Annotated in this window: 15 protein-coding genes; 9 read left to right on the top strand and 6 right to left on the bottom strand. The window is 62.2% G+C overall.

The genetic code is table 11. The features are described from left to right. Positions 1–91: 91 nt before the first annotated feature. The gene (locus LZK81_RS04345) at positions 92–1288 is read right to left on the bottom strand and encodes an FAD-binding protein (RefSeq protein ID WP_046603349.1); all 1197 of its coding nucleotides are present in this window, start codon (positions 1286–1288) and stop codon (positions 92–94) included. Then, the gene (locus LZK81_RS04340) at positions 1285–2724 is read right to left on the bottom strand and encodes an FAD-linked oxidase C-terminal domain-containing protein (RefSeq protein WP_233955297.1); all 1440 of its coding nucleotides are present in this window, start codon (positions 2722–2724) and stop codon (positions 1285–1287) included. The genes LZK81_RS04345 and LZK81_RS04340 overlap by 4 nt, the downstream gene beginning before the upstream one ends. A 100-nt stretch (positions 2725–2824) precedes the next feature. Between LZK81_RS04340 and LZK81_RS04335 the strand changes: the two genes are divergently transcribed. The 6 genes from LZK81_RS04335 (at position 2825) to LZK81_RS04310 (ending at position 9314) form a co-directional block, all read left to right on the top strand. Next, positions 2825–3598, top strand: a complete 774-nt coding sequence (locus LZK81_RS04335; protein ID WP_233955296.1) for a FadR/GntR family transcriptional regulator — start codon at positions 2825–2827, stop codon at positions 3596–3598. A 214-nt stretch (positions 3599–3812) separates the two neighbouring features. Beyond that, entirely contained in the window at positions 3813–4319 is a 507-nt protein-coding gene (locus LZK81_RS04330; protein WP_157885071.1) for an NUDIX hydrolase, read from the top strand. A gap of 143 nt (positions 4320–4462) precedes the next feature. Further along, complete coding sequence (locus tag LZK81_RS04325) at positions 4463–5968, top strand: inorganic phosphate transporter (RefSeq protein ID WP_233955295.1); 1506 nt, start codon at positions 4463–4465, stop codon at positions 5966–5968. Between the two features lie 118 nt (positions 5969–6086). Further along, the gene (locus LZK81_RS04320) at positions 6087–6824 is read left to right on the top strand and encodes a 16S rRNA (uracil(1498)-N(3))-methyltransferase (RefSeq protein ID WP_233955294.1); all 738 of its coding nucleotides are present in this window, start codon (positions 6087–6089) and stop codon (positions 6822–6824) included. A 127-nt stretch (positions 6825–6951) separates the two neighbouring features. Further along, on the top strand, positions 6952–8325 hold the full coding sequence (locus LZK81_RS04315) for a glutamate--cysteine ligase (RefSeq protein WP_233955293.1): 1374 nt from the start codon (positions 6952–6954) through the stop codon (positions 8323–8325). 89 nt (positions 8326–8414) lie between these two features. Beyond that, on the top strand, positions 8415–9314 hold the full coding sequence (locus tag LZK81_RS04310) for a DUF937 domain-containing protein (protein WP_046603344.1): 900 nt from the start codon (positions 8415–8417) through the stop codon (positions 9312–9314). An 81-nt stretch (positions 9315–9395) separates the two neighbouring features. Here the strand turns inward: LZK81_RS04310 and LZK81_RS04305 are convergent, their stop codons facing one another. Next, positions 9396–9695: a DUF1127 domain-containing protein gene (locus LZK81_RS04305; RefSeq protein WP_052753467.1), complete on the bottom strand. Its 300-nt coding sequence runs from the start codon at positions 9693–9695 to the stop codon at positions 9396–9398. 195 nt (positions 9696–9890) lie between these two features. Here LZK81_RS04305 and LZK81_RS04300 point away from each other — a divergent pair, with 195 nt between their 5' ends. The 3 genes from LZK81_RS04300 to LZK81_RS04290 are packed head-to-tail and all read left to right on the top strand — an operon-like array spanning position 9891 to position 11490. After that, complete coding sequence (locus LZK81_RS04300; RefSeq protein ID WP_046603343.1) at positions 9891–10841, top strand: LysR substrate-binding domain-containing protein; 951 nt, start codon at positions 9891–9893, stop codon at positions 10839–10841. A 56-nt stretch (positions 10842–10897) separates the two neighbouring features. Next, the gene (locus tag LZK81_RS04295; protein WP_046603342.1) at positions 10898–11176 is read left to right on the top strand and encodes a CopG family ribbon-helix-helix protein; all 279 of its coding nucleotides are present in this window, start codon (positions 10898–10900) and stop codon (positions 11174–11176) included. Next, on the top strand, positions 11176–11490 hold the full coding sequence (locus tag LZK81_RS04290; RefSeq protein ID WP_233955292.1) for a type II toxin-antitoxin system RelE/ParE family toxin: 315 nt from the start codon (positions 11176–11178) through the stop codon (positions 11488–11490). Before LZK81_RS04295 ends, LZK81_RS04290 begins: the two co-directional genes overlap by 1 nt. 71 nt (positions 11491–11561) lie before the next feature. On the opposite strand, the gene LZK81_RS04285 is transcribed toward LZK81_RS04290, so the two are convergent. From LZK81_RS04285 to guaB, 3 genes are all read right to left on the bottom strand, one after another. Further along, on the bottom strand, positions 11562–12446 hold the full coding sequence (locus LZK81_RS04285; RefSeq protein ID WP_233955291.1) for a dienelactone hydrolase family protein: 885 nt from the start codon (positions 12444–12446) through the stop codon (positions 11562–11564). A 248-nt stretch (positions 12447–12694) separates the two neighbouring features. Continuing rightward, entirely contained in the window at positions 12695–13114 is a 420-nt protein-coding gene (locus LZK81_RS04280) for an MAPEG family protein (protein ID WP_046603339.1), read from the bottom strand. A gap of 179 nt (positions 13115–13293) precedes the next feature. Then, on the bottom strand, positions 13294–14796 hold the full coding sequence (guaB, locus tag LZK81_RS04275; protein ID WP_046603338.1) for an IMP dehydrogenase: 1503 nt from the start codon (positions 14794–14796) through the stop codon (positions 13294–13296). Positions 14797–14965 lie beyond the last annotated feature (169 nt).

The following is a 14965-nucleotide window of genomic DNA, read 5'->3' as shown; positions in this document are numbered from 1 at the left end:
GCAACGTTCCTCCGGGTCGATCTCCCCCCTTGTGGGGGAGATGTCCGGCAGGCCAGAGGGGGGTAAGACCGGAAAACTACCATGGCCGTAATCACCCCATCTTGCCCGGGCAAAAAATGCCGGCCGGGTCAAGCTTCTGTTTGACGCGCGCCGAAAGCGCCGCGACCGCATCCGGCTGCGGCTCGAAAGCCTGCGTCTGCGCGCGCACCGTATCCGATGCCCGCAGAAGTGTCGCGTGGCCGCCACCGAGAGCGCGGATATAGCGGCGCAGCAAATCCGCTTCCGGGTCGGCTTCCATGCGCATCCAGACCAACCCGCCCTGCCAGTCGTAGAAGGCATCGACGCCGGTTTCGAGCCGGAGGGCGGCGACGAGCTGGTGGCCCGCAGATGGAGCGATCGAGACGCGCCAGACGGGTTTCAGGGTCCCATCCGAATAGGGATAGACATCGCGGATCTGGCGCCAGAGCGTTTGGCTCTCCTCCAGGCCGAGCCGGGAGACCGGACCGAATGCCTCCATCACGGCGGAGAGTTTTTCGGCACGCACGGAAACCGACGCGGCAAGGCCTTCGAGGCGCAGGACGGTCGCCTCACCGCTCGGCAATGCGCCGCCGAGGAAACGGAACCGGACGGTCTGCGGCAGGTGGGCGGCGCCCGATACTTCGACCGGCAGCGCCATCGCCGCCGCCATCGCCTTTGCGGCAGCCGCGTCGTCGAGCCCGGAGATGACGATGGTCTCCACCGTCTGCGGCACCGGCAACACCCGGAAGGTCACTTCAGTCAGGAACCCGAGCGTGCCTTGCGAGCCCGCGAGCAGTTTGACGAGATCGAGGCCGGTGACGTTCTTCATCACCCGTCCGCCGGCGCGGATCGCTTCGCCCCGGCCATTGATGAAACGGATGCCGAGCAAGCTGTCGCGGGCGGCGCCAGAGACGAAACGGCGCGGGCCGGACACATTGGCGGCAAACACGCCGCCGATCGTCGGTTCGCCGAGCGTGCCCATGACGCCGCGGTGGTCCATCGGCTCGAAGGCCATCATCTGCCGGTTGGCGGCAAGCGTCGTCTCGATCTCGGCGACCGGCGTACCGGCTTTGACGGTCATCACCATTTCGGCCGGCTCGTAGTCGACGATGCCAGAAAGGCCGGTGGAGTTCATCATTTCGGCAGGCCCGGCGGAGTTGCCGAAACCGGCGCGGGTATTGCCGCCGCACAGCGCAAGCTTCTTGCCGTCGCCGGCGGCATTGCGGATGATATAGGCGGCGTCCGCTTCGGAATTCGGTATCAGCGTCATGCGGCGGGCCGTCCATCCAGCGGGAAAACTTTCGACGGATTGAGGATCCAACCTTCGTCGAACGCGTAACGCACCGCCATTTGCTGGTTGAGATCGGCCTCCGAATACTGATGCCGCATCAGGTCGCGTTTCTCGATGCCGACGCCATGCTCGCCGGTCAGGCAGCCGCCGGCATCGACGCAGAGTTTCAGGATCTCGTTGCCCGCCTCCTCGGCCCTGGCCGCATCCTCGGGATCGTTGGCGTTGAACAGGATCAGCGGATGCATGTTGCCGTCGCCGGCATGAAAGACGTTGGCGACCCTGAGCCCGAAACGCTCGACGATCTCGGAGGTCTTGTTCAGCACATAGGAGAGCTTGCCGAGCGGCACCGTGCCGTCCATGCAGATGTAGTCGGCGATGCGGCCGGTTGCGCCGAAGGCGGATTTGCGGCCTTTCCAGATCAGCGCCGCCTCGGTCGCCGACTGGCTTTCGCGCACCGTCTTGACGCCATGGCGACCGGCGATCTCGACGATCGCCTTCAGCATCGCGTCCATTTCGGCCTCGGAACCTTCGACTTCGACGATCAGCAGCGCTTCCACATCGAGCGGGTAACCCGCATGGGCGAACGCTTCGCAGATCTCGATCGCCGGCTTGTCCATGAATTCGATGGCGACCGGGATGATGCCGGAACCGATGATATCGGCGACGCAGGCGCCCGCATGCTCGGACGTATCGAAGCCGAACAGGACCGGGCGGGCGCCTTCAGGCTTGGCGATCAGCCGCACCACCGCCTCGGTGACGATGCCGAGCTGGCCTTCCGAACCGCAGACGAGGCCGAGCAGGTCGTAACCGGCCGCGTCGAGATGCTTGCCGCCGAGATCGATCACCGTGCCGTCGACCAGCACCATCTTCACGCCGAGCAGATTGTTGGTGGTAACGCCGTATTTCAGGCAGTGGGCGCCGCCGGAATTCATGCCGATATTGCCGCCGATCGTGCAGGCGAGCTGCGAGCTTGGATCCGGCGCATAGAAAAAGCCGTCGATGCCGACCGCTTCGGAAATGTTGAGGTTGGTGACCCCGGCCTGGACGGTGGCGGTGCGGTTGGCGTAGTCGACTTCCAGGATGCGCGACATCTTGGACAAGCCGAGCACGACCGCATCCTCCTGAGGGATGGCGCCGCCGGAAAGCGAGGTTCCGGCCCCGCGCGGCACGACCGGAATGCCGTAGCGATTGCAGTATTTCATCACGGCCGACACCTGCGCCGTGGTCTTCGGCAGCGCGACAGCAAGCGGCAGGCGGCGGTAGGAGACGAAGGCATCGGTCTCGAAAGGCACCAGCTCGCGCGCCTCATGGACCAGGCATTCGGGCGGCAGAAGCTCGATCAGATCGGCAATGATCGCCGCCCGGCGCGACAGCACCGCCTCGCGAGGCTTCAGAAAACTGATCGTATCGGCCACCGGATCCTCCTAAAGACATTCAACTGGTATACTTTTTTTACCAGTGATACAAGAAGCCCGAAACGCCCGGCTGGCATGGCCCGACTTGGAGAGAGCAAAGTTGACGCATGAGCTTTTCGCGCCGGTGCCGCATGGTCGAACTGCGGACGAAGTCATTCTTCAGATCGAAAGCCTGATCCTGAACGGCGTGCTGCGCGACGGCGACCGCCTGCCCGGCGAGCGCGAGCTGGCGCAGAGGTTCGACGTTTCCCGGCCGATCCTGCGGGAGGCGCTGAAAGAGCTGGAGGCACGTGGGCTGCTGGTGAGCCAACATGGCGGCGGCACTTACGTGGCCGATATCGTCGGCCAGATCTTCTCGCCGCCGCTGGTCGCCCTGATCCGGCGGCACCAGCGGGCGGTTCACGACTATCTGGAATATCGTCGCCAGCTCGAAGGCATGACGGCGGAGCTTGCGGCCGAACGAGCGACGGACACCGACAAGCAACTCATCGAGCGCATCCTGGAGACGATGCGCCGCGCGCATCGGGACGGGCGTTTCGAAGACGAGCTGACATCTGACGTCGAATTCCACAATGCCGTCGGCGATGCGGCGCATAACATCATTCTCATGCACACCCTGCGCGCCTGCTACCGGCTGCTCAGCGACGGGATCTTTTACAACCGCCGCATCATCTTCAATGTCGGTGGCGCCCATGATGCCGTGATGACGCAACACGAGGCGATCGGCCAGGCCATACTGGACGGTGATCCTGCCAAAGCCCGAAAGGCGGCGGAAGATCATATCGACTTCATCTCCAAGGTCACCAACGAGGCCGAACGCACGGGAGAATGGAGCCGAATCGCACAACTCAGGATGATTCAGACCAAGATCTGAGGCCCCTTCTGCGGATGGCCGGACGTCATGCACAATTACAATTGAACACCTGTGCAAATTTCTATTGACCTGAAACCAAGTGGCCTCACAATGGTTATCGCTTCGATGGTCGTTATCCACTGTGATTCTTGTCAAAAGAAGCCGCTGAGGGTCGTTAATCCTCGCGCAAGCATTATATTAGTAAATTACCATTTGCTGGAGGACGAAACAGAAATTGGGCTTGATGGATCGGGTTACGAGCAATCTCAGGTTGATGCTGCAGCGGCCTCCGCGGCAGCAATATGCTGCGCTTTGCTACCGGATAAAAAAGAAGCCGGGACAACTCGAGGTTCTCGTTGCGACCAGCCGCGATACCGGCCGCTGGGTCGTGCCAAAGGGCTGGCCGATGACCGACAAGAAAGCTCACCAGGTCGCCGAACGCGAAGCGTTCGAAGAGGTTGGCGTCAAGGGCAAGGTAGAGAAGGAACCGCTGGGTTTCTATCACTACCGCAAGACCCTCGATAACGGCCTGAAGATTCCTGTGCGGGTGCAGGTCCACGCGCTCGAAGTGGAAGAATGCCTCAAAAGCTATCCGGAAAAGGGCTCTCGAACACTGGAATGGGTTTCCTGTGAAGAGGCGGCGATGCGCGTCAATGAACCGGAACTGAAGATTCTCTTCCTGCAGTTCGCCGAACGAATGCAGCCGCGCGTTCCGCAGCTTGCAATCAAGGCTGCAAGTTAGAGCGCTTCGAAGCACCTTCGCAATTCCGCAATATTGCCTTCGCCTACGCACGCTATTAAGCGATAGGCCTTGATTTCTTCCAGGAGGCGGAGACGGCAGGCAGTTCCGTTCTCGCGCCTCACTTTTCACCCAAGGATGGAGATATGGGCCAGAGAAGGCCGCGCCTGGCGAAGCCGACGCTCGACAAGGATCTGGAGAAATTCTCCTCCGTGGAGGAAGCCGCCCGACAGATGTCGCGCGGGCTTGCCGCACCGGGAACGGCACTGCTGTTCATCATCCTCGTCGCCATCTTTGCGGCCGCCTATGTGACGGGCAAACCCGGCGCCGTCGTCGTCATCGCCGCCTCCGGCCTTGCTGCCTACATGGCGATGAACATCGGCGCCAATGACGTCACCAACAATATCGGCGCGGCCGTCGGCGCCCGCGCCATGACCATGACCTTCGGTCTCGGGCTCGCGGCCATCTTCGAAGTGGCAGGTGCCGTGATCGCCGGCCGAGGTGTCGCCAACACGATCGCCAACGGCATCATGCAGGGCGGCATGATCACCAGCCCCGACGTGTTGATATGGGCGATGATGGCAGCGCTCCTCTCGGCCGCGGTGCTGATCAATGTCGCGACCTGGCTCGGCGCACCGATTTCCACCACCCATTCGATCGTCGGCGGGGTCATGGGCGCCGGGATCGCGGCAGCCGGACTTTCCGCGGTCAACTGGGGAACGATTGCGGGCATCACCGCAAGCTGGGTCCTTTCGCCGATCCTTGGCGCCGTCATCGCTGCCGCCTTCCTGTTCTTCGTCAAGGAAACCATCATCTACCGCGAGGACAAGATCGCCGCGGCGAAAAAATGGGTGCCGGTGTTGATCGGCGTGATGACCGGCGCCTTTGCAGGCTATCTGGCGCTGCTCGGGCTGGGGGAACTGGTGGACGTTTCGGCGCCGGTTGCGACGCTGGTCGCCCTCTTCGCGGGCGTCGCCGCCTGGCGCCTGCTGATCCCGGTGATCGCCCGGCAAGCCGAAGGGCTCGAAAACCGCAATCAGTCGCTTCGCACGCTCTTCCGTATTCCGCTCATCCTTTCTGCGGCCCTGCTCTCGTTCGCGCATGGCGCCAACGACGTTTCCAACGCCATCGGTCCGCTTGCGGCGATCGTTTCTGCGGCCCAACGGGGCATTTCGACCGGCGTGCGCATCCCGCTCTGGGAACTGATCATCGGCGGCCTCGGAATCTCGCTGGGCCTGCTGCTCTATGGCCCGAAGCTGGTCCGGCTGGTCGGCGCCGAGATCACCAAGCTCAATCCGATGCGCGCCTATTGCGTCTCGCTGTCGACGGCGCTGACGGTGATCGTTGCCTCCTGGATCGGGCTGCCGGTCTCCTCGACCCATATCGCCGTCGGTGCGGTGTTCGGCGTCGGCTTCTTCCGCGAATGGTACACCCGCCATTCCCGGCGGCGCTTCGAATACATGCGGGTGCGGGCCGGCAAGAATCTCGATACCACCGAGCCCTTCGAGCGCAATGACGACGAACTGAAACGGCGTTACCTGGTGCGGCGCTCGCATTTTCTCAGCATCATCGCGGCCTGGATGATCACCCTTCCGGCGGCCGCAACCCTTGCGGCGCTGATCGCCACGGTTATGTTCGCGCTGTTCGTCTAAAGCGTCGGGATCTTTGAGATCTCGCCGGTGACGCTTTAGATTCGTGTTTTTTTCGCATGTCGTCGTCACAAAACCGCTGCACACTTTTGCGCGACATGCTCTGGGCTTCGAGGTTTCCATGCGCGCCAATTTCCGGATGCAGAGGCTGTTCATCGAGGCGCCGCTCGGCGCCGGTGCCCGCCATGAGGTTTCGTCGGAGCAGTTCAACTATCTCGCCAACGTGCTGAGGATGGAGGAAGGTTCGGCAATCCTGCTCTTCAACGGCCGCGACGGCGAATGGAAGGCGAAAATCACCTATCCGACCCGCAAGAAGATCGTGCTGGAGGCGATCGAGGAAACCCGGCAGCAGCCGCCTGCCTCCGACCTGCATTATCTCTTCGCGCCGCTGAAGGTCGGCCGTCTCGACTATCTGGTGCAGAAGGCGGTCGAGATGGGCGCAGGGTTCATCCAGCCGGTCATGACCCAGCATGTGCAAGGCAAGATCACCAGCATGGATCGGCTTCAGGCGAACGTGGTGGAGGCCGCCGAGCAGTGCGGCATTTTGTCGGTGCCTGAGGTGGCGTCGCCGAAGAAACTCGGCGACCTGCTCGACACCTGGCCCCGAGATCGGCGCATCATCTTCTGCGACGAAGGCGACGAGGGTCAGAACCCGCTGCCGATCCTCTCGGCGATCAAAGAGAGCAGGCTGGCGCTGCTGGTAGGCCCGGAGGGCGGATTTTCGGACGAGGAAAGGGAAAGGCTGCGTTCGCTTTCCTTCGTCACCGCGATACCGCTCGGGCCCCGGATATTAAGGGCGGATACGGCCGCGGTTGCAGCGCTTGCGGTCATCCAGGCCGCGGTCGGCGACTGGCGGTGACCCGCTTGACATGACGGTCTTGAAATTCTGAATCTATCTTGAAAGAAATTCACTTGCAGCGCACATCAATCCGGTCCAATCAGCCGGCTATCCGTCCATATCAGGCATTCCGAGCAAGGTAATTTTCATGGCCCGCGATACGACCGACCAGACACCGCTTACCTCGGTGTCCGAGCTTTCCGCCTACCTGGCGAAGGGACCTCGGCCGAAGGAAGATTTCCGCATCGGCACGGAGCATGAGAAATTCGCCTTTTTCCGGGCGGACAACAGCCCGGTCCCCTATTTCGGCGATGCCAGCATTTCCGCGCTGCTGAAAGGCATGGAAAAGAAGCTCGGCTGGGAGCCGATCCTCGACGGCGAGAACATCATCGGGCTCGGCGAACAGTCCGGCATGGGCGCGATCTCCATCGAGCCAGGCGGCCAGTTCGAGCTTTCCGGCGCGCCGGTCGAGAGCATCCACCAAACCTGTCGGGAATCGAACCACCATCTCGCGGTCTTGCGCGAAATCGCCGAACCGATGGGCATACGCTTCCTCGGCATCGGCGGCAGCCCGAAATGGACGCTCGCGGAAACCCCGCGTATGCCGAAATCCCGCTACGACATCATGACGGGCTACATGCCCAAGGTCGGTTCCAAGGGCCTCGACATGATGTACCGCACCTGCACGATCCAGGTGAACCTCGACTTCTCCTCGGAAGCGGATATGGCCGCCAAGATGCGCGTGTCGATGAAGCTGCAGTCGATCGCGACCGCGCTGTTTGCGTCCTCTCCATTCACCGAAGGCAAGCCGAACGGGCTGGTCTCCTGGCGCGGCGACATCTGGCGCGACACCGACAACCAGCGCTCCGGCGTGCTGCCCTTTGTGTTCAGGCCAGATTTCGGCTTTGCCGACTATGTGGAATGGGCGCTCGACGTGCCGATGTATTTCGTCGTCCGCGACGGCAAGTATCACGACTGCACGCATGTCACCTTCCGCCAGTTCATGAACGGTGCGCTGAAAGGCGAGATCAAGGACTGGGAGCCCACCATGGGCGACTGGACCAACCACCTTTCCACCCTCTTCCCCGACGTTCGCCTGAAGCGCTTCCTCGAAATGCGCGGCGCCGACGGCGGTCCCTGGCGGCGGATCTGCGCGCTGCCGGCCTTCTGGGTCGGCCTGCTTTATGACGATACGGCGCTTGCCGACGCCGAAACGCTGACCGCCGACTGGACGGTCGAGGACGTCATCGCCATGCGCGATGCCGTGCCGGCGAAGGGCCTGAAGGCCGAAATCAAGGGCAGGTCGGTGCTCGACGTCGCCCGCGAGGCGGTGGCGATCTCCAAGGCAGGCTTGAAGGCGCGGGCGCGGCTGAACGGCGAAGGACAGGACGAAAGCATCTTCCTGCAACCGCTCGACGAAGTGCTCGCCAGGAAGACGACCATGGCGGACGAGATGCTGTCTCTCTATCATGGCCGCTGGAACGGTTCGGTCGAGCCGGTGTTCGAGGAATACCAATACTGATGGGAGATTGAGATCGGCTCTAAAAACCGGTTTCCGTTCAGCACTTTCCGGATATAGTGGTGCATCACCCGAACCGGAAAGGAATCTCCATGCTGCCACTGTTCGACATGATGCTCAGAGCTCAGGACGGCGCAGGCATGGAGGCGATCGCCAAGCAGTTCAACCTGGCTCAGGAACAGGCCACCCAGGCCATGGCGGCGCTGATGCCCGCCTTTTCCTCCGGGTTCAAGCGCACCAGCGCCAATCCTTACGACCTCACCTCGCTGATGAACAGCATGGTGTCCGGCGCCTATGCCAAATATTTCGAGGATCTGACCAAGGCTTTTACACCGCAGGGCACGATGGACGGCAATGCCGTGCTCGAAAAGCTGTTCGGCTCGAAGGAAGTCTCCCGCGCGATCGCCGCGCAGGCCGAACAACTCACAGGGATCGGCCAGGAAGTCTTCAAGAAGATGATGCCGGCCATGGCCGACACATTGATGGGCGGGCTGTTCAAGCAGATGAGCGGTCAGATGACCGGCGCCAACGAGACGTTCGCCGCCTCCCCCGTCGGCCAGATGCAGCAGCAATGGCTGGAAAGCATGGGCCTGCAGCCCAAGGCGAAGCCGCAGACCGCTGCCAATCCCTTCGACAATCCCTTCGCCCAGGCGATGCGTTCCATGTGGGGGCTCGACAAGCCGGAACAGCCGCAGCCTTCGAGCGGCAACCCGTTCGCGGACAATCCCTTTGCCAAGGCTTTCCAGGACATGATGGGCGGCGCCTTCGCAAGTCCCAGCCCGGCGACAGCCCCGACGCCTGAGAAACCTAAGGAAGCGCCGGCGGACGAACCCAATCCCTATCGCGACGTGCTGAACAACATGTTCGACAGCGGGCTGGAAGTGCAGAAGAGCTACCAGAAGAACATGGAAGCGATCTTCGACACCTATCTGCGCAATGGCACAGGCGCCAATGCCGAGGCGGCGCCTGCCGCGCCAAAGCCTTCCAAATAAAAAAAGCCCGGCGCGGATCGACCGGCCGGGCAAGCAGCAGGGCTATTGGCTATCACCCTGCGGGGAAAAGGTCAGGCAAGATCAGCGATTGGCCGGTCTTGCAAAGCGGTGCCGCGCACGCTCGCGAGCGGAGCGAGACAGAAGCAGCGACGGATCATCCAGTACGCCGGACCGATCGAGCGCCATCACCACATCATGCCGTGTGATGCCGATATCGTTGAGCTGGCGGTCGTCGAGATCATGGAGGCGATTGCTCGCCATACGATTGCGAAAGGCACGCCACACGGATTTCGTTCGCAGCATCACGACAGCCAGACGGCCTTGCGTGCCGCGCTCCTCATGAACCAGATCGAGTTCAGTTCCGCAGTCGGTCGTGCTCATTGGTCTATCCTTTCGCAGGCACGAGAAAGGCCGTCCCTTCCGTGGAGGTCCGACGGAAAGGCTGCCCGGATTGGGCGCTCAGGGAAGAAGCACCCTTCGATTTTGATTTGCGATCTCCTTATCGCGTAAAACCTATTGATCAGTCCAACGAATGTTTCTAATGATTAGCATCAACCTCTCTGATGGATCATTCCCATGTCCGCACCCCTCGATATCGATCAGTTGCATACTTTCATTTCAATCGTGGACACCGGCAGCTTCACCAAGGCGGCGGACCGCGTGTTCAAGACCCAGTCCGCCGTGTCGATGCAGATGCGCCGTCTCGAGGAACGGATCGGCAAGCAGCTCTTCGCCAAGGACGGCCGCGGCAACCGGCTGACGGCGGAGGGCGAGAAGCTCCTGAACTATGCGCGGCGCATCATCCGCCTCAACAACGAGGCGATCGCCGCCTTCGACGACAACCGTCTCGAGGGCACGCTCAGGATCGGCACGCCGGACGATTACGCCGACCGGTACATGCCCGAGATCATCGGCCGTTTCGCCAAGACCCATCCGAATGTCGAACTCTATATCGTCTGCGAGCCCTCGGTCAGCCTTGCCGAGAAGATGGCGCGCGGCGAGCTGGATATCGCGCTCGTCACCCATAACCCGCGCCAGCGGATTTCCGACGTGGTTCGCACGGAGCCGCTCTGCTGGGTCGGCTCGGCCAATCATCCGCTGAAGGACGACGCGCCGGTGCCGCTCGCCGTCGGGCGTCGCGACTGCCTGTGGCGGCAGCTTGCCTGCTCGGCGCTCGACGCGGACGGACGCGAATACCAGGTCCTGTTCACGAGCTGGTCCTCGACCGTCGTCGCAGCCGCGGTGCTTGCCGGCATGGCCGTGTCGGTGCTGCCGGAATCGGCGCTGCGCACCGGCATGAAGGTGCTGTCGTCCGCCGACGGCTTCCCGCCGCTGCCGCCGGTGCAGATCGGCCTGATGAAGCGGCCGGGGCTTTCGCCGTCGCTGATGAACGCCATCACCGACCACATCACCGCCTGCCTCGACAACATCTCGCCGGCCGTGATGCCCGACGATCTCGACGGCGAGGTCAAAGGGTTCCAGCGCATGCCGCGGGCCCGGGCGGCGCAGGTGATGCCGGGGTGGTGATTGACTTTGGTTAGCATGGGTTGCACTGTGATGCGCTGTCTTACAGGGAGCTTCCCATGCTGACGCAGGACAAATCGCAAATATCCCTTCGACTTCCGACAGAACTCGTGAGCGAGTACGATCGTATTGCGACCACGCTCGATCGCGATCGGACTTGGGTGATGCTTCGCGCGCTTACCCAGTATCTTGAACAGGAAGGCGCCGAACTGCTTCAGGATGCAGAAGGATTTGCCGAACTGGATGAAGGCAAAGGCGTCGATCTGGATGACGTGCTGAGCAAAGCCTCGTCGATCATCGAGGCAGCCGAGGCAAAGCGCTCTAAACGAGCCGGTTGATGCCACGCGCCACAGTTCGGCTTTCGCCAAGTGCCGAGCACTGGTTTCTCATTTACATCGCCGAGCTTGCGGCGCAGAACCCGGCCGCCGCGCGCAAGATCCTTGCTCGGCTGGCGAAACTGAAAGAGGGACTTGCTCGATTTCCGGAAATGACGGAACGTGGCTTGATCCCTGGCTCTCGCCGGATCGTCATGCGGCCACTGATATTGACGGCACGTGTACGCAAGGGCGTCGTGGAGATTGCATCCATCCGGCATGAACGGCAGAAAGACGCGCAAGCACCTTCAGACTTCAAGAGCGGCGGCGAAACCTAGCTATCCAACAAAAAGCCGGGGCAGGTCCCCGACTTCCTGTCGCAGCCGAACAGATATTCGCCAAATATCCGTCAGGCCAGGTTCTTCTTGAAGAACGCCACCGAGCGGCTCCAGGCGAGATCGGCGGCGGCCTTGTCGTAGCGGGCCGACGAGGTATCGTTGTTGAAGGCGTGGTTGGCGCCGTCGTAGACGAAGATCTCGAAGGTCTTGCCGCCTTTTTCAAGCGCCGCCTTGAAAGCCGGAATGCCGGCATTGATGCGCTCGTCGAGACCGCCGTAATGCAGCATCAGCGGCGCCTTGATGGCGGGCACGTCCTCGGCCTTCGGCTGGGCGCCGTAATAGGCGACGCCCGCATTGAGGCTGGGTGACTTCACAGCAAGATTGTTGACCGCGCCGCCACCCCAGCAGAAGCCGATCGCACCGACCTTGCGGTTCGCGCCGCTGATGCCGGCGAGATAGGCGCGGCTTGCTTCGCCATTGGCCGAAACCTCTTCGGGCTTCAGCGAAGAGAACATCTGCCGGGCCTGCTCTTCATCCGCCGGCGTACCACCCTGGGGCGCCAGGAAATCGACGGCGAGCGCATTGAAGCCCTCGAGCGCCATACGGCGGGCGACGTCCTTGATATGGGCATTGAGGCCGCGGTTTTCATGGATGACGAGGACGCCGCCGCGCGTGCCGGAGGCATTCTTGGGTTTTACGAGATAGCCCTTCATCGTCACGCCGTTGGCGCCCGGATAGGTAACCTCCTCCGTGGTCAGACGTTCGTCATTGGCCGGAATGATCTCCGCCATGGCGGAACTGGCGCCGATCAGGGGCGCGATTGCCGCGGCAGCCGCACCGGAGCCCGCAAGCTGGGTCAGCTTCTCCATGAAGCGGCGGCGGTCCAAAGTCAGATGGGTGTACTCATCGTAGGCGTCGATCATCGCCTGGGTGATCTTCGGTGTCTCGTTGTCCATGGCTATTCCTCCGTAGCAGACCGTGTGACGGAGAAATCTATACCGAGGACCTGCAGCTTGCAGATGAAACACTGAGTGATCCAAGTGCCCGATATTACACTTGTTCGTGAGGCCGGTTGATCGGCCTCTCCGCCAGAGTTGTGGCGGAAGCCGCAAGCGCCGCTCTGTTTCGTGACTCCGCCGGCATCGGCACGGGTGCGAAGGTCGAGGCGGGCGCCGGCTTTGGAACCCATCTGGCGCTGGCCAGGCTAGTTCAAAACCAGCCAGGCCGCGAGCCAGGCCCACATTGCCATCACCGCAAAAAAGCCGACCATGAAGATCGGGCGGCGATAGCGGAGCCGGTTGCTGGTGAGATGCACGTAGGAATGCGCATAGCGGGAAAGCACGAATATCCAGGCAAGAGCAACCGAGCCCCAATTGTCTGCAGTCGATACATAAAGGACGAGGCAAACGGCGTAGAACAGGATCGGTAGCTCGAACTGGTTCTTGAGGTTGTTGTGGACAACCAGGCTTTCGCGCGGCTCCTCCCGGTTTTCACGGAACTGACCGGCCTCGGCGCTGCCGGACTTCACAGCCATGTACCGTTTCTTCGACAGGAGCCAGTAGAGAAAGAAGACCAGCGCGGCATGCGCTATCATCGGCCAGAGCGTCGCGTCGGTGGAAAGCATCGGTTCTCCTCACTCGTCAGGGGGACCCAGTAACACGGGTTCTCCGATGCACAATGGCACGCGCCGTCCGAGCGGCGCCACAGTCTCACCGCTGCCTGCAGGCCACCAAGGTCGCAGGCATCCAACCAACTATTTCCGAGATTGAGGAGGAGGCACGCGACCTCCTCCGATCAGAAACGTCAGGCGCCGGCACCCGGATAGTTGGGGCTCTCGCGGGTGATCGTTACGTCATGCGCATGGCTTTCGCGCAGGCCCGCGCCGGAGATGCGCACGAAGGTGGCGCGCTCCTGGAATTCCTTGAGATTGGCGCCGCCGACATAACCCATGGCCGCCTTCAGGCCGCCGCCAAGCTGATGCAGCACACCCGAAACCGGACCCTTGTAGGGGACCTGGCCTTCGATGCCTTCGGGAACCAGCTTCAGCGTATCGCGCACTTCCGCCTGGAAGTAACGGTCGGCGGAACCCCGCGCCATGGCGCCAACCGAGCCCATGCCGCGATAGGCTTTGAACGAGCGGCCCTGGTAAAGATAGACTTCGCCCGGGCTTTCGTCCGTGCCGGCGAGCAGCGAGCCGATCATCACCGCGGAAGCGCCAGCGGCAATCGCCTTGGCGAGGTCGCCCGAGAACTTGATGCCGCCATCGGCGATGACGGGAATGTTCTGGGCGCGCGCGGCTTCGACGGCCGACATGATCGCTGCAAGCTGCGGCACGCCGACGCCGGCGACGATGCGGGTAGTGCAGATCGAGCCCGGGCCGATACCGACCTTGACCGCATCCGCACCGGCATCGATCAGCGCCTTGGTACCGTCGGAGGTCGCGACATTGCCGGCCATGACACGTACGTGGTTGGAGATGCGCTTGACGCGGGCGACGGCGTCGAGCACGCGCTGCGAATGGCCGTGGGCCGTATCGACGACCAGCAGATCGACGCCGGCCTCGATGAGACGTTCGGCACGCTCGAAACCATCGTCGCCGACGCTGATCGCAGCGGCCGCCCGCAGGCGCCCTTGCGCATCCTTCGAGGCGTTCGGGTTGAGCTGGGTCTTTTCGATATCCTTGACGGTGATGAGACCGACGCAGCGGCCTTCGCCATCGACGACCAGCAGCTTCTCGATGCGATGCTTGTGAAGAAGGCGCTTGGCCTCGGTCTGATCGACGCTGCTTTCCTTGACGGTGATCAGGTTCTCGCGGGTCATCAGCTCATAGATCTTCTGAGCCGGATCCGAGGCGAACCGGACGTCACGGTTGGTGAGAATACCGACCAGCCGGCCCGGAACGTGACCGCCGCCGTTTTCGACGACCGGAATGCCGGAAATGCTGTAGGACTTCATCAACGACAGCGCGTCGGCAAGCGTCGCATCAGGGCCTATCGTCACCGGGTTGACGACCATGCCGCTTTCGAACTTCTTGACCTGGCGGACCTGTTCGGCCTGTTCGATCGGGGTCAGGTTGCGGTGGATGACGCCGATGCCGCCTGCCTGCGACATGGCGATGGCGAGCCGGCTTTCGGTCACCGTATCCATGGCCGAGGAGATGATCGGCAGGTTGAGGTCGATATCCTGGGCGATGGTCGTGGCGATATTCGTCTGGCCCGGCATGACTTCGGAATGGCCGGGCTGCAGGAGCACGTCGTCGAAGGTAAGCGCGTCCGCGCCGGTTGCGGTTTCAATGATGCGTGCCATTGCCAAATTCCTTCGATCTAGAAAATGCGGGATGCGCTCAGGAACGACTCTATACGTCCCGACGCTCCTGCAACAATTGCTTGGAAGTTGGCGAGGGCTGGTAACACGTTCATGACAAGAAGGGAATAGCAAAAACCCGAGAGAGGCTTCTCCCGGGTTTTGATCGCTT

This window comes from Neorhizobium galegae (assembly GCF_021391675.1).
GTDB lineage: Bacteria > Pseudomonadota > Alphaproteobacteria > Rhizobiales > Rhizobiaceae > Neorhizobium > Neorhizobium galegae_B.
Note: the sequence above shows the minus strand (reverse complement) of the source record. Positions and strands in the feature narration are given on the sequence as shown.